Source organism: Asaia sp. W19 (assembly GCF_003994335.1).
In the GTDB taxonomy this organism is placed as follows: Bacteria; Pseudomonadota; Alphaproteobacteria; order Acetobacterales; family Acetobacteraceae; genus Asaia.
On the sequence record NZ_PNQZ01000013.1, the window covers coordinates 243,219 to 261,755 of the forward strand.

21 protein-coding genes are annotated in these 18,537 nt (G+C 60.7%); all 21 read right to left on the reverse strand.

The features are described 5' to 3' along the window. Nucleotides 1-8: 8 nt before the first annotated feature. The 21 genes from rpsH to rpoB all read right to left on the reverse strand — a co-directional run bounded on the left by rpsH (nt 9) and on the right by rpoB (nt 18,525). Complete coding sequence (rpsH, locus tag C0V97_RS02700; protein ID WP_023978990.1) at nt 9-407, reverse strand: 30S ribosomal protein S8; 399 nt, start codon at nt 405-407, stop codon at nt 9-11. A gap of 11 nt (nt 408-418) precedes the next feature. After that, nucleotides 419-724 carry a 30S ribosomal protein S14 gene (gene rpsN / locus C0V97_RS02705; protein WP_023978991.1) on the reverse strand — a complete coding sequence of 102 codons (306 nt, stop codon included), beginning with the start codon at nt 722-724 and terminating at the stop codon, nt 419-421. A 115-nt stretch (nt 725-839) separates the two neighbouring features. Continuing rightward, entirely contained in the window at nt 840-1,406 is a 567-nt protein-coding gene (gene rplE / locus C0V97_RS02710; RefSeq protein ID WP_023978992.1) for a 50S ribosomal protein L5, read from the reverse strand. 10 nt (nt 1,407-1,416) lie between these two features. After that, the gene (rplX, locus tag C0V97_RS02715; RefSeq protein WP_025840917.1) at nt 1,417-1,737 is read right to left on the reverse strand and encodes a 50S ribosomal protein L24; all 321 of its coding nucleotides are present in this window, start codon (nt 1,735-1,737) and stop codon (nt 1,417-1,419) included. Further along, entirely contained in the window at nt 1,737-2,105 is a 369-nt protein-coding gene (rplN, locus tag C0V97_RS02720) for a 50S ribosomal protein L14 (protein ID WP_023978994.1), read from the reverse strand. Before rplN ends, rplX begins: the two co-directional genes overlap by 1 nt. Before the next feature lie 14 nt (nt 2,106-2,119). Further along, complete coding sequence (gene rpsQ, locus C0V97_RS02725; RefSeq protein WP_023978995.1) at nt 2,120-2,401, reverse strand: 30S ribosomal protein S17; 282 nt, start codon at nt 2,399-2,401, stop codon at nt 2,120-2,122. Nucleotides 2,402-2,414: 13 nt separating this feature from the next. Then, nucleotides 2,415-2,648, reverse strand: coding sequence for a 50S ribosomal protein L29 (gene rpmC / locus C0V97_RS02730; RefSeq protein ID WP_023978996.1), 234 nt, complete (start codon nt 2,646-2,648; stop codon nt 2,415-2,417). A gap of 2 nt (nt 2,649-2,650) precedes the next feature. After that, a complete protein-coding gene (gene rplP, locus C0V97_RS02735) occupies nt 2,651-3,067 on the reverse strand; it encodes a 50S ribosomal protein L16 (protein ID WP_023978997.1) in 417 nt (138 codons plus the stop codon). A gap of 47 nt (nt 3,068-3,114) precedes the next feature. Then, complete coding sequence (gene rpsC, locus C0V97_RS02740; RefSeq protein WP_023978998.1) at nt 3,115-3,792, reverse strand: 30S ribosomal protein S3; 678 nt, start codon at nt 3,790-3,792, stop codon at nt 3,115-3,117. 1 nt (nt 3,793) lies between these two features. Further along, nucleotides 3,794-4,225, reverse strand: coding sequence for a 50S ribosomal protein L22 (gene rplV, locus C0V97_RS02745; protein ID WP_023978999.1), 432 nt, complete (start codon nt 4,223-4,225; stop codon nt 3,794-3,796). 2 nt (nt 4,226-4,227) lie between these two features. Then, complete coding sequence (gene rpsS, locus C0V97_RS02750) at nt 4,228-4,506, reverse strand: 30S ribosomal protein S19 (RefSeq protein WP_023979000.1); 279 nt, start codon at nt 4,504-4,506, stop codon at nt 4,228-4,230. Nucleotides 4,507-4,523: 17 nt separating this feature from the next. Next, nucleotides 4,524-5,354: a 50S ribosomal protein L2 gene (gene rplB / locus C0V97_RS02755; RefSeq protein WP_127100450.1), complete on the reverse strand. Its 831-nt coding sequence runs from the start codon at nt 5,352-5,354 to the stop codon at nt 4,524-4,526. Nucleotides 5,355-5,370: 16 nt separating this feature from the next. Continuing rightward, entirely contained in the window at nt 5,371-5,667 is a 297-nt protein-coding gene (locus C0V97_RS02760; RefSeq protein WP_171840724.1) for a 50S ribosomal protein L23, read from the reverse strand. A 41-nt stretch (nt 5,668-5,708) separates the two neighbouring features. Further along, nucleotides 5,709-6,323: a 50S ribosomal protein L4 gene (rplD, locus tag C0V97_RS02765; protein WP_127100452.1), complete on the reverse strand. Its 615-nt coding sequence runs from the start codon at nt 6,321-6,323 to the stop codon at nt 5,709-5,711. Nucleotides 6,324-6,335: 12 nt separating this feature from the next. Continuing rightward, a complete protein-coding gene (gene rplC / locus C0V97_RS02770) occupies nt 6,336-7,019 on the reverse strand; it encodes a 50S ribosomal protein L3 (protein WP_023979004.1) in 684 nt (227 codons plus the stop codon). A gap of 10 nt (nt 7,020-7,029) precedes the next feature. After that, nucleotides 7,030-7,338, reverse strand: a complete 309-nt coding sequence (rpsJ, locus tag C0V97_RS02775; RefSeq protein WP_007282720.1) for a 30S ribosomal protein S10 — start codon at nt 7,336-7,338, stop codon at nt 7,030-7,032. Nucleotides 7,339-7,461: 123 nt separating this feature from the next. Beyond that, entirely contained in the window at nt 7,462-8,652 is a 1,191-nt protein-coding gene (tuf, locus tag C0V97_RS02780) for an elongation factor Tu (RefSeq protein ID WP_023979005.1), read from the reverse strand. A 105-nt stretch (nt 8,653-8,757) separates the two neighbouring features. Beyond that, on the reverse strand, nt 8,758-9,234 hold the full coding sequence (gene rpsG, locus C0V97_RS02785; RefSeq protein WP_023979006.1) for a 30S ribosomal protein S7: 477 nt from the start codon (nt 9,232-9,234) through the stop codon (nt 8,758-8,760). Between the two features lie 14 nt (nt 9,235-9,248). After that, nucleotides 9,249-9,620, reverse strand: coding sequence for a 30S ribosomal protein S12 (gene rpsL, locus C0V97_RS02790; RefSeq protein ID WP_023979007.1), 372 nt, complete (start codon nt 9,618-9,620; stop codon nt 9,249-9,251). Nucleotides 9,621-10,010: 390 nt separating this feature from the next. After that, nucleotides 10,011-14,261: a DNA-directed RNA polymerase subunit beta' gene (gene rpoC, locus C0V97_RS02795; protein WP_127100454.1), complete on the reverse strand. Its 4,251-nt coding sequence runs from the start codon at nt 14,259-14,261 to the stop codon at nt 10,011-10,013. Between the two features lie 88 nt (nt 14,262-14,349). After that, nucleotides 14,350-18,525 (reverse strand): DNA-directed RNA polymerase subunit beta, encoded by a 4,176-nt coding sequence (gene rpoB, locus C0V97_RS02800; protein WP_127100456.1) that lies wholly within the window; start codon nt 18,523-18,525, stop codon nt 14,350-14,352. Between the last annotated feature and the right edge of the window lie 12 nt (nt 18,526-18,537).

Consider the following 18,537-nt stretch of genomic DNA (forward strand, 5'->3'; position numbering starts at 1 on the left):
GATCCTCCTCAGAAGACGCGGCAGAGGACTTCGCCACCGACATTCGCGGCGCGAGCCTCGATATCCGAAAGGATACCGCGCGGGGTGGACAGGATCGACACGCCGAGACCGGCATACACGCGCGGCAGTTCCTTGATCTTGGAATACACGCGACGGCCCGGCTTGGACACGCGGTGGATTTCCTTGATCACGGGCTGGCCGTCTGCATATTTCAGCTCGATGCGCAGCTGAGAGACACCAGCGCGCAGCTCTTCCGTGGTGTAGCCACGGATGTAACCTTCGCGACGCAGCGCTTCCAGAACGTTCGCACGCAGCTTGGAAGCCGGCGCGATGCAAGCCGCGTGACGGGCACGCTGGGCGTTGCGAATGCGGGTGAGCATATCACCCAACGGATCGGACAGGGACATTCGCTTCTACCTTACCAGCTCGACTTGACCATACCGGGGATCTGGCCGGTGGAGGCCAGGTCGCGCAGGGCGATACGGCTCAGCTCGAACTTGCGGTAGTTCGCGCGGGGACGTCCCGAAACCTTGCAGCGCAGACGGAAACGAACACGCGACCCGTTGCGCGGCATTTCTGCCAGCTTCAGGGTTGCGTCGAAACGCTCCTCTACCGGAAGGCTCCGGTCCTTGATGATATCTTTCAACGCGGTCCGCTTCGCCTTGTCGCGCGTCGCCATATAGGCGCGCTTGGCGTTGCGGTTCACGGCGGAGATTTTTGCCATGCTAAATCTTCTCCCGGAACCTGTCGGGCCAATCCCAACGGTTTTCCAAACAGCGTGTGTATATAGGGAGCCGGGCTTCCTTTGGAAAGGAAAAAACCCGGCTCAACCCGATAAATCAGGCAGTGAAGGGCAGATCGAACGCCTTGAGCAGCGCTTTTGCCTCTTCATCGCTCTTCGCCGTGGTGACGAAGATGATGTCCATGCCGCGTACGGAGTCGATCTTGTCGTAGTCGATTTCCGGGAACACGATCTGCTCCTTGATGCCCATGGCGAAGTTGCCACGACCGTCAAAGCCCTTGTTCGGGGGCAGACCGCGGAAGTCACGGATGCGCGGCATCGCGATCGTCACGAGACGATCGAGGAATTCGTACATACGTGCGCGGCGCAGGGTCACCTTACAGCCGATCGGCAGGCCTTCACGGATCTTGAAGCCGGCGATTGCCTTGCGGGCAACCGTCTTGACGGGCTTCTGACCGGAGATGGCTGCCATTTCGGCAACGGCGGCATCGAGCTTCTTCTGGTCGCCGGCGGCTTCGCCAACGCCCATGTTCAGCACGATCTTTTCCAGCTTCGGAACCTGCATGGCGTTCTTGTAGCCAAACTGCTCGCGCAGCTTGTCACGGAGAACGTCATTGTAACGCTGCTGCAGGCGCGGCTGGATGCGGGTAATGGTCTCGCTCATTGTCGCCCCCTTAGCCTTCGATCACTTCGCCGGTCACCTTGGCGACACGGACCTTGCGCCCATCCTCGAGCTGACGGAAACCGACGCGAGTCGGCTTGCCGCTCTTCGGATCGACGAGCTTCAGGTTGGACAGATGAACCGGCATTTCCTTGGCGATGATACCGCCTTCCTGGTTCATGCGGGTCGGCTTCTGGTGACGCTTGGCCACAGCCACGCCGCGCACGATGGCCTTTTCGACCTTCGGCAGGACGGCAAGGACTTCGCCACGCGTGCCGCGTGAAGAGCCGGAGAGGACCAGAACCTGGTCACCCTTCTTGATGCGAGCAGCCATTATAGCACCTCCGGAGCCAGGGAGATGATCTTCATGAACTTGCGCGCGCGCAGCTCACGAACCACCGGGCCAAAGATACGCGTACCGATCGGTTCCATCGACTTGTTGATCAGCACGGCCGCATTCTTGTCGAAGCGGATAGCGCTGCCGTCAGCACGACGAACGGGGTAGGACGTGCGAACGATGACGGCCTGATGCACGTCACCCTTCTTCACCTTGCCGCGGGGAATCGCTTCCTTGACGGACACGACGATCACGTCGCCGACCGAGGCGGTTTTCCGCTTGGAGCCGCCCAGCACCTTGATGCACTGCACCTGACGTGCGCCGGAATTATCGGCGACGTCCAGATTGGTCTCGGGATGGATCATTTCTCAGTCCCCTCTTACGCTGACGCCTGAGCCGGCGCCGCAGCTGCTGCCTCAAGGGCCGCACCGTTGCGGGTAATCACCGTCCAGGTCTTGCGCTTGGAAATCGGTGCACATTCTTCGATGCGCACCGTGTCTCCGATCTTGCACTCGTTCAGCTCGTCATGCGCCGCGTACTTCTTGGAACGACGAATGAACTTCTTATAGAGCGGGTGCATGATACGACGATCAACAAGAACGGTAACCGTCTTGTCCATCTTGTCGCTCGTCACTCGCCCTGTCAGGACGCGCCTTGGCATCGTCCGTCTCCTCTCAGGACTCTGCGGCGGACGTTTTTGCGCCCGCCTTGTTCTTCGATTGATGCGCCACCGTCTTGATGCGAGCAATCGCACGACGGAGAACGCGAACGCGTCCGACTCCCTCGGACTGGCCCGTGGCAGCCTGGAACCGGAGGTTCAGCTGCTCACGCTTCAGGTCCAGAAGAAGGGCCTGCAGTTCATCAGGGGACTTGGCGCGAAGATCGGCTACCTTGTAAGCGTCAGCCATTCTTATGCCTCCCCGATACGGGTGATGAACTTGGTCTTGATCGGCAGCTTCGCTGCGCCAAGAGCCAGAGCCTCACGTGCCACTTCAGGCGGCACGCCTTCGATTTCAAACAGCACGCGACCGGGCTTCACGCGGGCCACCCAGAACTCGGGCGAGCCCTTGCCGGAGCCCATGCGGACTTCGGCAGGCTTCGTGGAAACCGGCAGATCCGGAAAAATCCGGATCCACACGCGACCGGCACGCTTCATCGCACGAGTGATCGCGCGACGCGACGCCTCGATCTGGCGTGCGGTGATACGTTCGGGTTCAAGAGCCTTAAGGCCGAACGCGCCGAAATTCAACGTCGTTCCGCCCTTGGCCAACCCATGAATGCGGCCCTTATGGGCCTTGCGAAACTTAGTCCGCTTCGGGGAAAGCATGGTGTCGTATCCTCATGCGCCTCGCGGCGCTTGTCATAATCTACTGCTCAGCGCTGCGGCGCTTGTTCCGCTGCACGACGGTCCTGAGCCATCGGATCATGGGCAAGGATTTCACCCTTGAAGATCCAGACTTTCACACCGCACGTACCATAGGTCGTCTTGGCAGTGGCGATACCGTAATCGATGTCGGCGCGCAACGTGTGAAGTGGCACGCGACCTTCGCGATACCACTCGATACGAGCGATTTCCGCGCCACCGAGACGGCCGGAGCAGTTGATTCGGATACCCTGCGCGCCAAGACGCATGGCAGACTGAACCGCACGCTTCATCGCACGACGGAAGGCCACGCGGCGCTCCAGCTGCTGCGCAATGTTCTCGGCAACCAGGGTCGCGTCGATTTCAGGCTTGCGGATCTCGACAATGTTCAGCGCAACGTCGGTCTTTGCCAGGCGGCTCAGATCCTTGCGCAGAGCATCGATGTCCTGACCCTTCTTGCCGATGACGACGCCAGGACGCGCTGCATAGATCGTGACGCGCGGCTTCTTGGCCGGGCGCTCGATCACAACGCGGGAGACGCCTGCACCCGACAGCTTGCGACGCAGATAGGCGCGCAGCATCAGGTCTTCATGCAGCAGACGGGAATAGTCATTGCCAGCGTACCAGCGGCTATCCCAGGTGCGGTTTACGCCGAGCCGGAGCCCGATCGGATTGACTTTGTGTCCCATATCAGGCTGCCTTCTGCTCTGCTGCGTCCTTGCCCTTGCCCTTCGGCGCAGGCGCTTCGTCTGCAGCGCGCTCGGCAACGACGATCTTCAGATGGCTGAAGAACTTCTCGATGCGCGAGGAACGACCACGGCCACGAGCGTGGAAGCGCTTCATGACGATCGACTTGCCAACTTCTGCGGTCTTGACCACGAGCTGATCGACATCGAGCTGATGATTGTTCTCTGCATTGGCCACAGCGCTCTCCAAGGTCTTGCGAACCTGCTGAGCGATACGGCGACGCGAGAACGTCAGCGCTGCGATTGCCTTGTCTGCCGGCTGGTTGCGGATCATCGCCGCAACCAGGTTCAGCTTGCGCGGGCTGACGCGGATGTTGCGGGCAACAGCCTGCGCTTCCGTATCAGCGAGTGTGCGAATGTGCTTCGGCTTGCTCATGATCAGCCCCGCTTCGACTTCTTGTCGGAAGCATGACCGGGGAACGTGCGTGTCGGCGAGAACTCACCGAACTTGTGCCCGACCATGTTTTCCGTCACCTGCACCGGCAGGAACTTGTGGCCATTATAAACGCCGAACGTGAGTCCGACGAACTGCGGCAGGATGGTGGAACGACGCGACCAGATCTTGATCACCTCATTACGACCCGAAGCGCGCGACGCTTCAGCCTTGCCGAACAAGTACCCGTCAACGAACGGGCCCTTCCAGACGGAACGTGCCATCTCTGTTTGCCCCCTTCTTACTTGCCGGTCTTGCGGCGACGGATGATCAGGCTGTCCGTCTTCTTGTTAACACGAGTCTTGTAGCCCTTGGTCGGCTTGCCCCACGGCGTAACCGGATGACGGCCACCAGAGGTACGGCCTTCACCACCACCATGCGGATGGTCGACCGGGTTCATGACGACGCCACGGTTATGCGGACGACGACCGAGCCAACGGTTGCGCCCGGCCTTGCCGAGATGCTGGTTCATGTTGTCGGGGTTCGACACCGCGCCAACAGTGGCCATGCATTCGCCACGGACGAGACGGAGCTCACCGGACTGCAGCTTGATCTGGGCGTAACCGGCATCCTTGCCGACCAGCTGGCAATACGTGCCAGCCGAACGGGCGATCTTGCCACCAGCACCGGGCTTCAGCTCGATGTTGTGCACGATCGTACCGACAGGCATCGAACCCAGCGGCATGGCGTTGCCCGGCTTCACGTCAGTGCGTTCGCCAGCGATCACCTGATCGCCAACCTTAACGCGCTGCGGTGCCAAGATATACGCCAGCTCGCCGTCTTCGTACTTGATCAGCGCGATGAAGGCGGTGCGGTTCGGGTCATATTCCAGACGCTCGACCGTGCCGGCCACATCGAACTTGCGACGCTTGAAGTCCACATAACGGTAGGACTGCTTGTGCCCGCCGCCACGGAAACGCGACGTAGTACGACCGTGGTTGTTACGGCCGCCCGTCTTGTTCTTGCCTTCGGTCAGCTGCTTGACCGGCTTGCCCTTATAGAGCTCGCTGCGATCGATCAGAACCGTGCCACGTGTGCTCGGCGTCGTGGGATTAAAGTGCTTGAGTGCCATGGTATCCTATCCCGCGTCAGCCCAGCTTCGCGGTGAGGTCAATGGACTGACCTTCCGCAAGCTGAACATACGCCTTCTTGATGTCCGAACGGCGACCAGGACGGCCCTTGACCATCTTGGTCTTGCCCTTCTGCACCAGCGTGTTCACGGAGACGACCTTGACGCCGAAAAGCGTCTCGACCGCAACCTTGATTTCCGGCTTCGCGGCGGTCATCGCCACGCGGAAAACAACTTGGTTACGCTCGGAGAGGGCCGTCGCCTTCTCGGTGATGAGCGGCGCGCGAACGATGTCAAACATCGCTTCACGCGTCATGCGCTGCGCCTTCGTGCGGCGCGCAAGAACGATGCCCGTGGTCATGCCAGGCGCTCCTTGAGACCCTCGAGCCCTGCGCGCGTCAGCACGAGAACATCGTGGTTCAGAATGTCATAGACGTTGGCGCCGATCGTGGGCAGCACGTCGATCTTGGGCAGGTTGCGCACAGCGCGACCGAAAGCCACATCAACGGCGCCGTCGACGATCAGGGCGGAGGACCAACCCAGCGCAGCCAGCTTTGCAGCAGCTTCACGGGTCTTGGTCACACCAGCGGCCTGATCGATGACGATCAGCTTGCCCGCTGCGGCCTTCTGCGACAGCGCAGAGATCAGGCCGAGGCGACGCACCTTCTTGGGCAGGTCATAGCCATGGTCGCGAACGACCGGACCATGAACGACGCCACCAGTGCGGAACTGCGGTGCGCGCAGCGAGCCCTGACGTGCCGAGCCTGTGCCCTTCTGGCGGTACGGCTTCTTGGTCGTGCCAGAAATCTCGCCCATGCCCTTGGTGCGGTGCGTACCAGCGCGGCGCTTGGCCAGCTGCCAGTGGACAACGCGTGCCATGATGTCCGTGCGCGGGGTAGCGCCGAACAGTTCCTCTGGCAGGGTCACCGTTCCGGCGCTGCCATTATCGAGGGTTTTGATATCGTATTCCATCGCCCTCAGTCCTTAACCGGCGGCCGCCGCAGTCGCTGCCGGGTACGGCGCATCTGCATGGCGGGCCTTCTTGATCGCATCGCGGATCATCACCAGGCCATTCTTGGCACCCGGAATCGAACCACGAACCATGATCAGGTTGCGTTCGGCGTCAACGGCTGCCACTTCGAGATTAAGCGTCGTGATGCGCTCGTCACCCATATGACCGGCCATTTTCTTGCCCTTGAAGACCTTGCCCGGATCCTGGCGCTGACCCGTCGAACCATGCGAACGATGGCTGATGGACACGCCATGGGAGGCTTCAAGACCAGCGAAGTTCCAGCGCTTCATGACGCCGGCGAAGCCTTTGCCCTTGCTGGTGCCGGTGACGTCGACCTTCTGGCCAACGACGAAATGGGCCGCAGAGAGCTTCGTGCCAGCCTCAAGCACGGCATCTTCTGCCACGCGAAACTCGACAAGAGTCTTCTTCGGCTCCACCTTGGTGCGAGCATAATGGCCACGCATCGGCTTGGTGACGTTCTTCACCTTTGCCTTGCTCATGCCGATCTGCACTGCGGTGTAGCCATCACGCTCCTGCGTGCGGGCGTCCACAACCTCGACCTCGTCGAGATGCAGCACTGTGACCGGCACATGTGTGCCATCTTCCTTGAATAGCCGGGTCATTCCCAGCTTCTTTGCGATCAATCCGGTACGCATCGTCTGGACCTTAAAGTTTGATCTCGACGTCAACGCCAGCGGCGAGGTCGAGCTTCATGAGGGCGTCCACGGTCTGCGGTGTCGGCTCAACAATGTCGAGCAGGCGGCGATGAGTCCGAATTTCGAACTGCTCGCGGCTTTTCTTGTCCACATGTGGGGAACGGTTCACAGTGAACCGCTCGATATGCGTCGGTAGCGGGATAGGACCCCGAACCCGCGCACCCGTACGCTTCGCCGTGTTTACGATTTCCTTCGTGCTGTTGTCGAGCACGCGGTGATCGTACGCCTTTAGGCGAATGCGGATGTTCTGGTTGTCCATCTTACCAATAATCCAACTCGTTGGGGTTCGGGTCTTACCCTGCTCCCTCCTGGTCCCTTCTAAAGCCGACCCCGGCCGGATTACTCCGACCGGGGCCAACCAAATCAGGGCCCGTGCTTACAATCAGGCGCTGATCGAGGAGACCACGCCTGCACCGACGGTGCGGCCGCCTTCACGGATAGCGAAGCGGAGACCTTCGTCCATGGCGATCGGAGCAATCAGCTCGACGTCCATGGCAACGTTATCGCCCGGCATGACCATTTCCGTGCCTTCCGGCAGCTGAACGACGCCCGTGACGTCGGTCGTGCGGAAATAGAACTGCGGACGGTAGTTTGTAAAGAACGGAGTGTGACGTCCGCCTTCTTCCTTCGTGAGGATGTAAGCCTCGGCCTTAAACTTCTTGTGCGGGGTGATCGAACCCGGCTTTGCAAGAACCTGACCGCGCTCAACGTCTTCACGCTTCGTGCCGCGAACCAGCGCACCGATGTTGTCACCGGCTTCACCGCGATCGAGCAGCTTGCGGAACATCTCGACGCCCGTGACGGTCGTCTTGACGGTGTCCTTGAGGCCGACGATTTCGACTTCGTCACCCACGTTCACAACGCCACGCTCAACGCGACCCGTGACAACCGTACCACGACCCGAGATCGAGAACACGTCTTCGATCGGCATCAGGAACGGACGGTCAACCGGACGCTCCGGCTGCGGGATGTAGGTGTCAACCGCTTCCATCAGCTCGAGCACGCGGTCTTCACCGATTGCTGCGTCGCCGTCTTCAAGCGTCACCAGAGCCGAACCCTTGACGATGGGGATATCGTCGCCGGGGAACTGGTAGGACGAGAGAAGCTCACGGACTTCCATTTCGACGAGCTCGAGGAGCTCGGCGTCGTCAACCTGGTCAACCTTGTTCAGGAACACGACCAGCGCCGGAACGCCAACCTGGCGAGCGAGCAGGATGTGCTCACGCGTCTGGGGCATCGGGCCGTCAGCAGCAGACACAACCAGGATCGCGCCGTCCATCTGGGCGGCACCCGTGATCATGTTCTTGACGTAGTCAGCATGGCCCGGGCAGTCGACGTGGGCGTAGTGACGGTTCTTGGTCTCGTACTCAACGTGAGCGGTGGAGATCGTGATGCCGCGAGCGCGCTCTTCAGGAGCAGCGTCGATCTGGTCATACGCACGGAAGGTCGCGCCGCCGGACTTGGCGAGCGTCTTCGTGATTGCAGCCGTCAGTGAGGTCTTGCCATGGTCGACGTGACCGATGGTGCCGATGTTGCAGTGCGGCTTCGTCCGCTCAAATTTAGCCTTAGCCATCATTCTCTCCATAACCCACCGCCGAAGGTGCGGCGGGGAAGATTGCTAATTCGTACCAGGCACCTCCGAAGGATGCACCCGGGGAAATCGGTTAGCCTGTTCAGCTTACCAACGATAGTGGCTGAATGCTTTATTTGCTTCAGCCATACGATGCGTGTCTTCGCGCTTCTTGACGGCGGAGCCGCGATTGTTAATCGCGTCCATCAGCTCGTTGGAAAGGCGTTCCTGCATCGTGTTTTCACCGCGCTTGCGCGAGGCGTCGATCAGCCAGCGGATGGCGAGGGCCTGACGGCGCTCGGCACGAACTTCGACGGGGACCTGATAGGTCGCACCGCCGACGCGGCGGGAGCGAACCTCTACGGCCGGCTTCACGTTGTCCAGAGCCGCATGGAACATGGCGACCGGATCAGCCGTGGCACCGCCACGACGACGCACGGACTCAAGCGCACCGTAAACGATGCCCTCGGCTGTGGACTTCTTACCATCGTACATCAGAGCGTTCATAAAACGCGTGATGACGACATCTCCGAACTTCGGATCGGGAAGGATCTCACGCTTTACAGCGCGATGACGGCGACTCATGCCTGAATTTCCTCTTACTTCGGACGCTTCGCGCCATACAGCGAACGGCGCTGACGACGCTTGGCGATGCCCTGCGTGTCAAGCACGCCGCGCAGGATGTGATAACGCACACCCGGCAAATCTTTTACACGGCCGCCGCGGATCAGCACGACGCTGTGTTCCTGCAGGTTATGGCCTTCACCCGGAATGTAGCTAACGACCTCATACCCGTTGGTCAGGCGCACCTTTGCCACCTTACGCAGGGCCGAGTTCGGCTTTTTCGGGGTAACCGTATAGACGCGCGTGCAAACGCCGCGCTTCTGGGGGCAACCCTGGAGGGCCGGCACTTTATTCCGCTTGGCGGCAGGCTCGCGGCCCTTGGCGATCAACTGGTTGATGGTCGGCATACGCCCTTCCCGATCCTTGCTCACTGCTAGATCGAGCGACGCCCGATCAGCTTGCTTCCAACAAAATTCAGCGCGCGGCAGAATGCCGCCCGCTTTTGACTCTTTCACTACCGGCCTGAGCCTCACCCGAGGGCGGCGGCACCGTTAGCGTTTGATGCTGTCTATCAACGGCTCAGACGCCTTAGGAGACGGGGGTAGCCGAGGGCGCGGACCCTATGGCCGTTTCGGATGAAAGTCAAGCATACTCTAGCGTTCTGCCCGATTCTCGTTCGATTCCCGTCTCGAATCGCCGGATACGAAATCGGGCGGGTATTACCCCGCCCGATCTCAAACGTAAACTAGTTTTTCCGAGACGCCACAGGGGTTTCCCCCTGTGGCGGTCGCGGGGTTCTACTCGGCCGCGTCGTCGGTCACCTCGGGGGCGGCCCGGCTCACGCGCTGGCGGTCCTGGGAGGCCGCCATGGCGCGCAGCTTGTTCATCACGCTGCCTGTACCTGCCGGGATCAGACGCCCGACAATCACGTTCTCCTTCAGGCCATTCAGCGTATCGACCTTGCCGGCTGTTGCCGCTTCGGTCAGCACACGTGTGGTCTCCTGGAAGGAGGCCGCAGAGATGAAGGACTGCGTCTGCAACGAGGCCTTGGTGATGCCCTGCAGGATGGGCATGCCGCGTGCAGGCTCCTCACCCATCTTGACGCGCTTCTCGTTCTCGACCTCGAACTCGATGCGGTCCACCGTCTCGCCGATCAGATAGGTCGTATCGCCCGGCTCAAGGATTTCCACCTTCTGCAGCATCTGACGAACAATGACTTCGATATGCTTGTCATTGATCTTCACGCCCTGCAGTCGATAGACGTCCTGGATCTCGTTGACGAGATAATCGGACAGCGCCTCGACACCCATGACCTTGAGAATGTCATGCGGCACGCGGGGACCATCGACCAGCGGATCGCCCTTCTGCACGAAGTCGCCTTCCTGCACCGAGACGTGCTTGCCCTTCGGGATGAGGTAGTTGGTCTCTTCCCCGGTCTCGTCGTTCTTCACGATGATGCAGCGCTTGGACTTGTAGTCCTTGCCGATCTCGATCCGGCCTTCGGTCTCCGCGATGATCGCGTGATCCTTCGGACGGCGGGCTTCAAACAGTTCGGCCACGCGCGGCAGACCACCCGTAATGTCACGGGTCTTCGAACCTTCACGCGGGATACGGGCCAGCACGTCACCGGCATGGACTGTGGCGCCGTTCTCGATCGACAGCAGTGAGTCGGGCGACAGGAAGTAGCGCGCCTCATTACCGTTTGCGAGTCGGACCACGTTGCCCGCGGCATCCTTGAGCTGCAGGCGCGGACGCAGATCCACACCCTTGCTGCCCTGCTTGTAGTCAACGACCACCTTCGAGGTCAGGCCCGTCACTTCGTCCATGCGCTCGACGAGCGTGATGGAGTCGATCAGGTCGAGATACTCGACCGTACCGGCCTGCTCGGTGATGATCGGCAGGGTGTAGGGATCCCACTCGGCCATCTTCAGGCCGCGCGTGACTTCCTGGCCCTCATTGACCATCAGACGGGCACCGTAAGGCACGCGGTAACGTGCGCGCTCCACGCCCTTCTCGTCCGTCAGCAGGATTTCGCAGTTACGCGACATCACGATGGTGACGTTCTGGCTGTTCTGAACCACGTTGCGGTTGCGAATGGTCACCTTGCCGTCGCGCGACGCCTCGACCATCGACTGCTCTGCACCACGCGTTGCCGCACCACCAATATGGAAGGTACGCATGGTCAGCTGCGTGCCAGGCTCACCGATGGACTGCGCAGCGATAACGCCTACGGCCTCACCGATATTGACTGGCGTACCGCGTGCAAGGTCGCGGCCATAGCAATGACCGCACACACCGACGCGGCTGTCACAGGTCAGCACCGAACGAATCAGCACGCTTTCGACGCCTGCCTTCTCGATGATCTCTGCCTCGGCTTCCTCGATCAGCGTGTTGCGCGGGAAGAGAACCGCACCGCTTACCGGGTCGGTCACGTCAGCCGTCAGGGTACGACCCAGGATACGCTCGGAAAGCGAAGAGATGACCTCACCACTATCCATGACCGCACGAATCGTCAGGCCACGCTCGGTGCCGCAATCATTCTCGACGATGATGCAGTCCTGCGCCACGTCGACGAGGCGACGCGTGAGGTAACCCGAGTTCGCCGTCTTCAGCGCCGTATCCGCGAGACCCTTACGGGCACCGTGGGTGGAGGTGAAGTAATCGAGAACCGAAAGGCCTTCTTTGAAGTTCGCGATGATCGGCTGCTCGATGATCTCGCCCGACGGCTTGGCCATCAGACCGCGCATACCGGCAAGCTGCTTCATCTGGGCTGGCGACCCACGCGCACCGGAATGGCTCATCATCCAGACCGAGTTCGTCGGCTTGCCGATGACCTGGCGCGAAATCTCCTTCATCATCGCGGCCTGGACTTCGTCCGTGCAACGCGACCAGGCGTCAACCACCTTGTTATAACGCTCGCCAGCCGTGATCAGACCGTCCTGATACTGCTGCTCGAATTCCTTGATCTCGGCCTGCGTGCGCTCGACCAGTTCCTGCTTCTCGACCGGGATGATCATGTCATCCTTGCCGAAGGAGATACCGGCGCGTGCGGCGTGGCGGAAACCGAGGCCCATGAGACGGTCACAGAAAATGACCGCTTCCTTCTGACCGCAGTGACGGTACACGGCGTCGATCACGTCCGACACATTCTTCTTGGTCAGCTGCTTGTTGACCAGCGAGAACGGGATAGCGGCGTTGCGCGGCAGGATCTGCGCGATCAGAGCACGACCCGGCGTGGTGAGCATGGTCTGACGGACGGGCTTGCCGTCGGCATCCAGCGTATCCATGCGGAGACGGATCTTGTCGTGCAGCTTGAGGGTGCCCTCGTTCATGGCGAGCTCGATCTCGGCCACTGACGCATAGGCAGACGGACCAGCCTTAACCAGACGCCCTTCCGCATCATACTCGGCCTGATCTGGCGTCGTGTGATACTCGGGAACCTCGAGGCTCAGATAGTACAGACCAAGCACGATGTCCTGCGACGGCACGATGATCGGCTTGCCGTTCGCGGGGCTGAGGATGTTATTGGTCGACATCATCAGCACGCGGGCTTCAAGCTGGGCTTCAAGCGACAGCGGCACGTGAACGGCCATCTGGTCGCCGTCGAAGTCGGCGTTGAACGCGGTGCAGACCAGCGGATGCAGCTGGATCGCCTTGCCTTCGATCAGCACGGGCTCGAAGGCCTGGATGCCGAGACGGTGAAGGGTCGGCGCACGGTTCAGCATCACCGGATGTTCGCGGATAACCTCTTCGAGGATATCCCAGACTTCCGGACGCTCCTTCTCCACCATGCGCTTTGCGGCCTTGATGGTGGTGGCGTGACCGTATTTCTCGAGCTTGCTGTAGATGAACGGCTTGAACAGCTCGAGCGCCATCTTCTTCGGCAGGCCGCACTGGTGCAGCTTCAGCTCGGGTCCGACCACAATGACCGAACGGCCCGAATAGTCGACGCGCTTGCCGAGAAGGTTCTGACGGAAGCGGCCCTGCTTGCCTTTCAGCATGTCGGAGAGCGACTTCAGCGGACGCTTGTTGGCACCCGTGATGGCGCGACCACGACGGCCGTTATCGAACAGCGCGTCAACAGCTTCCTGCAGCATGCGCTTTTCGTTGCGGACAATGATGTCCGGCGCACGCAGCTCGATCAGGCGCTTCAGTCGATTGTTACGATTGATCACGCGGCGATAGAGATCGTTCAGATCGGACGTCGCGAAACGACCGCCATCCAGCGGCACGAGCGGGCGCAGCTCGGGCGGAATGACCGGGACGAGGTCCAGAATCATCCATTCCGGGCGCGAACCGCTCTCGGCAAAGGCTTCAAACAGCTTGAGGCGCTTGACAAGCTTCTTGCGCTTCGCTTCCGACGTGGCTTCGCGCAGGTCTTCACGCAGCAGATCACCGTCAGACTTGTCCTGATCGCGGCCGTCACGGTCGATCAGACCCGGGCGATCGGTCTCGGTGGAGAGCAGACGCGCCTTCCACAGGATCTTCTTGACCGCCTCGGCACCGATACCGACTTCCAGGCCTTCGTCGGCATAGTCGTCCATGGCGTCGAAATACTGATCTTCCGACAGCAGCGAATAGCGCTTGAACGGGCTCGTGCCGGATTCGAGAACGATATAGCTCTCGAAATACAGGACCTTTTCGAGGTCCTTCAGCGTGATATCGATCATCGTCGCGATGCGGCTCGGCAGCGACTTCAGGAACCAGATATGCGCAACCGGCGAAGCCAGCTCAATATGGCCCATACGCTCGCGGCGAACCTTGGCAAGCGTGACTTCCACGCCGCATTTCTCGCACACGATGCCGCGGAACTTCATGCGCTTGTACTTGCCGCACAGGCACTCATAGTCCTTGATCGGGCCGAAGATACGCGCACAGAACAGGCCGTCACGCTCGGGCTTGAACGTACGGTAGTTGATGGTCTCGGGCTTCTTGATCTCGCCGTAAGACCAGGAGCGGATCTGCTCGGATGAAGCGAGCTGGATTTTGATCTGGTCAAAAGACTGGGTCTGGCCCGTCTGACCAAGGATCTTCATGAGTTCGTTCATGCGCCGAAATCCCATTTCACGGAGCGGGCCGGAAGGCCGGCCGCGCCCGCGTTAGCAACAAACACAGAAAAGGCGGAGACAAAGCGCATCAGATTGCGCTCTGCTCCAGATCGACATTCAGGCCGAGCGACTTCAGTTCCTTGATCAGAACGTTGAAGCTTTCGGGGATACCGGCTTCGAAATCGTCCTGCTCACGCACAATGGCCTCATAGACCTTCGTACGGCCGGAAACGTCATCGGACTTGACCGTGAGCATTTCCTGCAAGGTGTAGGCGGCACCGTAAGCTTCAAGAGCCCAGACTTCCATCTCACCGAAGCGCTGACCACCGAACTGCGCCTTACCACCCAGCGGCTGCTGCGTGACGAGCGAGTACGGACCGATCGAGCGGGCATGGATCTTGTCGTCGACAAGGTGATGCAGCTTCAGCATGTAGATGTAGCCGACCGTGGTGCGACGCTCGAAAGCCTCACCCGTACGGCCGTCGATCAGCTGCGACTGGCCCGACTTGTCCACACCGGCCTTCACCAGCATGTCCTCGATGTCCGGGATCGACGCACCGTCGAACACCGGTGTTGCGATCGGCACGCCCTTGCGGAGGTTACCGGTCAGCTCGAGAAGCTGCTCGTTCGGCAGGGTCGCGATATCGCTCTCGAACACGGCATCGCCGTAGACGTCACGCAGGCTCTCAAGCAGCTCGAGCTTGCGCTCACCGGTGCGCTGGTAGTCATCGGCAATCTTGCCGATATTCTGGCCGATATTGGCACAGGCCCAGCCCAAATGGGTCTCGAGAATCTGACCGACATTCATGCGCGACGGCACGCCCAGCGGGTTCAGAACGAGATCGACGGGCGTACCATCCTCAAGGAACGGCATGTCCTCGACTGGCACGACGCGCGAAACGACACCCTTGTTACCATGGCGACCGGCCATCTTGTCACCCGGCTGCAGCTTGCGCTTCACAGCCACGAAGACCTTGACCATCTTCATCACGCCCGGCGGCAGCTCGTCACCGCGCTGCAGCTTCTCGACCTTGCTGTCGAAACGGGCCTGAATCTTGCCAACGGCAGCGTCATATTCACGGCGCAGTGTTTCCAGCTCGGACATCACGCTGTCATCGCTGACCGTGATGTTGCGCCAGGCGCCACGCGGATGCTCGTCCAGAACCTCGTCGGTGATAACGGTGCCTGCACGAATACCCTTGAAGCCAGCCGCAGCCGTCTGGTTCAGCAGACGCTCGCGCAGACGGGCCACGAAGCTGCGCTCCTGAATGGCGCGCTCATCGTCACGATCCTTGGTCAGACGCTCGATCTCGGCGCGCTCGATCGCCATGGCGCGCTCGTCTTTGTCCACGCCGCGGCGTGAAAAGACGCGCACGTCAACGATCGTGCCGCTCGTGCCCGGGGGCAGCTTGAGCGAGGTGTCGCGAACGTCAGAAGCCTTTTCACCGAAGATGGCGCGCAGGAGCTTCTCTTCCGGCGTCATCGGGCTTTCGCCCTTCGGTGTGACCTTGCCGATCAGGATATCGCCCGGGTTAACTTCGGCGCCGACATAGACAATACCGGCCTCGTCGAGGTTGCGCAGGGCTTCCTCGCCGACATTCGGAATGTCGCGGGTGATTTCTTCCTGACCCAGCTTGGTGTCACGCGCCATGACCTCGAATTCCTCGATATGGATCGAGGTGAACACGTCATCACGGGCGATACGCTCGGAGATGAGGATCGAGTCTTCGAAGTTGTAACCGTTCCAGGGCATGAACGCGACGAGCACGTTGCGGCCCAGGGCCAACTCGCCCAGCTCGGTGGACGGACCGTCAGCGATGATGTCACCAGCATGAACCGTGTCACCCACGCGTACCAGCGGACGCTGGTTAATGCAGGTGGATTGGTTCGAACGCATGTACTTGCGCAGACGATAGATATCGACGCCCTGGGTCGACCCGGCTTCGTCGGTGGCACGCACAACGATACGTGCACCGTCGATCTGGTCGATCACGCCATTGCGCTTGGCAACGATGGTCGCACCCGAGTCATGGGCCACAGCGGCTTCCATGCCCGTACCGACCAGCGGCGCATCGGCGCGCACCAGCGGCACGGCCTGACGCTGCATGTTCGAGCCCATCAATGCGCGGTTGGCGTCATCGTTCTCGAGGAACGGAATCAGCGCCGCAGCGACGGAAACGAGCTGCTTGGGCGAAACGTCGCAAGCCGTGACCTGCTCGGGCGGGACCAAGCGGAAGTCACCCGAACGACGGACAGAAACCAGCTCGTCGGTCAGACGGCCCGTGCTCTTGTCCTGCGCGGCATCAGCCTGGGCGACGATCAGCTTGTCCTCTTCCATGGCGGAGAGGTACTTCCACCCGGCCTGCAGCACGCCATCCTGCACGAGGCGATACGGCGTCTCGATGAAGCCGTACTTGTTCACCTTGGCATAGGTCGAGAGCGAGTTGATCAGACCGATATTCGGCCCTTCAGGCGTCTCAATCGGGCAGATACGGCCGTAATGCGTCGGATGAACGTCACGGACTTCGAAGCCGGCGCGCTCACGGGTCAGACCGCCCGGGCCAAGCGCCGAGAGACGACGCTTATGCGTCACTTCGGAGAGCGGATTGGTCTGGTCCATGAACTGGCTGAGCTGCGACGAGCCGAAGAACTCACGCACAGCAGCAGCGGCAGGCTTGGCGTTGATCAGGTCATGCGGCATGACCGTATCGACATCGACCGAACCCATACGCTCGCGAATGGCGCGCTCCATGCGGAGCAGGCCGACGCGATACTGGTTTTCCATCAGCTCGCCAACGGAGCGGACGCGACGGTTACCGAGATTATCGATGTCGTCGATCTGGCCGCGACCGTCCTTGAGCTCGCACATGATCTTGACGGTGCGCAGGATGTCTTCCTTGCGCAGAACGCGCATGGTGTCCGGCGCATCGACTTCCAGACGCATATTCATCTTGACGCGACCAACGGCCGAGAGATCGTAGCGGTCGGCATCAAAGAACAGGCCCTGGAACATGGCTTCTGCCGTTTCCGGGGTCGGCGGCTCACCGGGGCGCATGATGCGATAGATATCGATCAGCGCTTCATCGCGGCGGTTGTTCTTGTCCACGGCCAGTGTATTGCGGATCCAGGGGCCATGCGAGGAGTCGACAGCAAGCATCGGCAGCTCGGTAACACCCGATTCCTCGAGGGCTTCGAGACGCGCTTCGGTCAGCTCTTCACCAGCTTCAGCATAGATCTCGCCCGTGTTCTCATTGACGAGATCCTGCGCAATGAAGCGACCCAGCAGATCGGCACGACCGACGAGCACGTCCTTGGTCGTTTCCGCGATCTTGCGGCACATGCGCGCCGTCAGCTTGGCGTCGGCCTCGGCCACTACTTCACCGGTATCGGCGTCATAAAGCGGCTCAAGCAGCTTCATGCCACGGAAGGCCTCGGGATCGAACGGACGCGCCCAGCCCTTGGGCATGCGCGTGAACGGCACCGTGCCGTAGAAATAGGCCAGGATTTCGTCCTGATCCATGCCACGAATACCGAGAGCCTCGACGTCGCCGCCTTCTGCAGCCTTGGCGGCGCGGGCAGAGATGGAGTGCTCGCCTTCGAGGGCGTAGAGCAGGGTCGTGACCGGCAGCTTGCGCTTGCGATCGATACGCACATAAATCAGGTCCTTGGCATCGAACTCGAAGTCGAGCCAGGAACCGCGATAGGGGATGACGCGGGCAGCAAAGAGATACTTGCCGGAAGAATGCGTCTTGCCCTTGTCGTGATCGAAGAACACGCCGGGGCTACGATGCATCTGGCTGACAATGACGCGCTCTGTGCCATTGATGATGAAGGTGCCGTTATCGGTCATGAGCGGCATGTCGCCCATGTAGACCGGCTGCTCCTTGATGTCGCGGATCGAGCGTGAGCCCGTATCCTCATCCACATCCCAGACGATGAGACGCAGAATGACCTTCAGCGGCGCGGCGAAAGTCAGCCCGCGCTGGATGCATTCCTCAACATCATACTTCGGCTCTTCGAGTTCATAGGAAACGAACTCGAGACGGCCACGTCCCGCAAAATCGTTGATCGGGAAAACCGACCGGAACACTTCCCGAAGACCCGTCTGCTGACGGCTGTCAGGCGCCACGTTCATCTGAAGGAACGTCTCATAGCTCGCGCGCTGCACGTCAATCAGGTTGGGCATCGGCGCAACTTCGGGGATCCGCCCGAAGCTCTTGCGAATCCGCTTGCGTCCTGTGAACGATTTGGTGATTGCGTTCATCTATCCCTGCCC

Excerpts from the sequence above, each read along its gene's own strand:
- rpsH (WP_023978990.1), bottom strand. The coding sequence starts at position 407 with ATGTCCCTGTCCGATCCGTTGGGTGATATGCTCACCCGCATTCGCAAC.
- rpsN (WP_023978991.1), bottom strand. The coding sequence starts at position 724 with ATGGCAAAAATCTCCGCCGTGAACCGCAACGCCAAGCGCGCCTATATG.
- rplE (WP_023978992.1), bottom strand. The coding sequence starts at position 1,406 with ATGAGCGAGACCATTACCCGCATCCAGCCGCGCCTGCAGCAGCGTTAC.
- rplX (WP_025840917.1), bottom strand. The coding sequence starts at position 1,737 with ATGGCTGCTCGCATCAAGAAGGGTGACCAGGTTCTGGTCCTCTCCGGC.
- rplN (WP_023978994.1), bottom strand. The coding sequence starts at position 2,105 with ATGATCCATCCCGAGACCAATCTGGACGTCGCCGATAATTCCGGCGCA.
- rpsQ (WP_023978995.1), bottom strand. The coding sequence starts at position 2,401 with ATGCCAAGGCGCGTCCTGACAGGGCGAGTGACGAGCGACAAGATGGAC.
- rpmC (WP_023978996.1), bottom strand. The coding sequence starts at position 2,648 with ATGGCTGACGCTTACAAGGTAGCCGATCTTCGCGCCAAGTCCCCTGAT.
- rplP (WP_023978997.1), bottom strand. The coding sequence starts at position 3,067 with ATGCTTTCCCCGAAGCGGACTAAGTTTCGCAAGGCCCATAAGGGCCGC.
- rpsC (WP_023978998.1), bottom strand. The coding sequence starts at position 3,792 with ATGGGACACAAAGTCAATCCGATCGGGCTCCGGCTCGGCGTAAACCGC.
- rplV (WP_023978999.1), bottom strand. The coding sequence starts at position 4,225 with ATGAGCAAGCCGAAGCACATTCGCACACTCGCTGATACGGAAGCGCAG.
- rpsS (WP_023979000.1), bottom strand. The coding sequence starts at position 4,506 with ATGGCACGTTCCGTCTGGAAGGGCCCGTTCGTTGACGGGTACTTGTTC.
- rplB (WP_127100450.1), bottom strand. The coding sequence starts at position 5,354 with ATGGCACTCAAGCACTTTAATCCCACGACGCCGAGCACACGTGGCACG.
- C0V97_RS02760 (WP_171840724.1), bottom strand. The coding sequence starts at position 5,667 with ATGACGCGTGAAGCGATGTTTGACATCGTTCGCGCGCCGCTCATCACC.
- rplD (WP_127100452.1), bottom strand. The coding sequence starts at position 6,323 with ATGGAATACGATATCAAAACCCTCGATAATGGCAGCGCCGGAACGGTG.
- rplC (WP_023979004.1), bottom strand. The coding sequence starts at position 7,019 with ATGCGTACCGGATTGATCGCAAAGAAGCTGGGAATGACCCGGCTATTC.
- rpsJ (WP_007282720.1), bottom strand. The coding sequence starts at position 7,338 with ATGGACAACCAGAACATCCGCATTCGCCTAAAGGCGTACGATCACCGC.
- tuf (WP_023979005.1), bottom strand. The coding sequence starts at position 8,652 with ATGGCTAAGGCTAAATTTGAGCGGACGAAGCCGCACTGCAACATCGGC.
- rpsG (WP_023979006.1), bottom strand. The coding sequence starts at position 9,234 with ATGAGTCGCCGTCATCGCGCTGTAAAGCGTGAGATCCTTCCCGATCCG.
- rpsL (WP_023979007.1), bottom strand. The coding sequence starts at position 9,620 with ATGCCGACCATCAACCAGTTGATCGCCAAGGGCCGCGAGCCTGCCGCC.
- rpoC (WP_127100454.1), bottom strand. The coding sequence starts at position 14,261 with ATGAACGAACTCATGAAGATCCTTGGTCAGACGGGCCAGACCCAGTCT.
- rpoB (WP_127100456.1), bottom strand. The coding sequence starts at position 18,525 with ATGAACGCAATCACCAAATCGTTCACAGGACGCAAGCGGATTCGCAAG.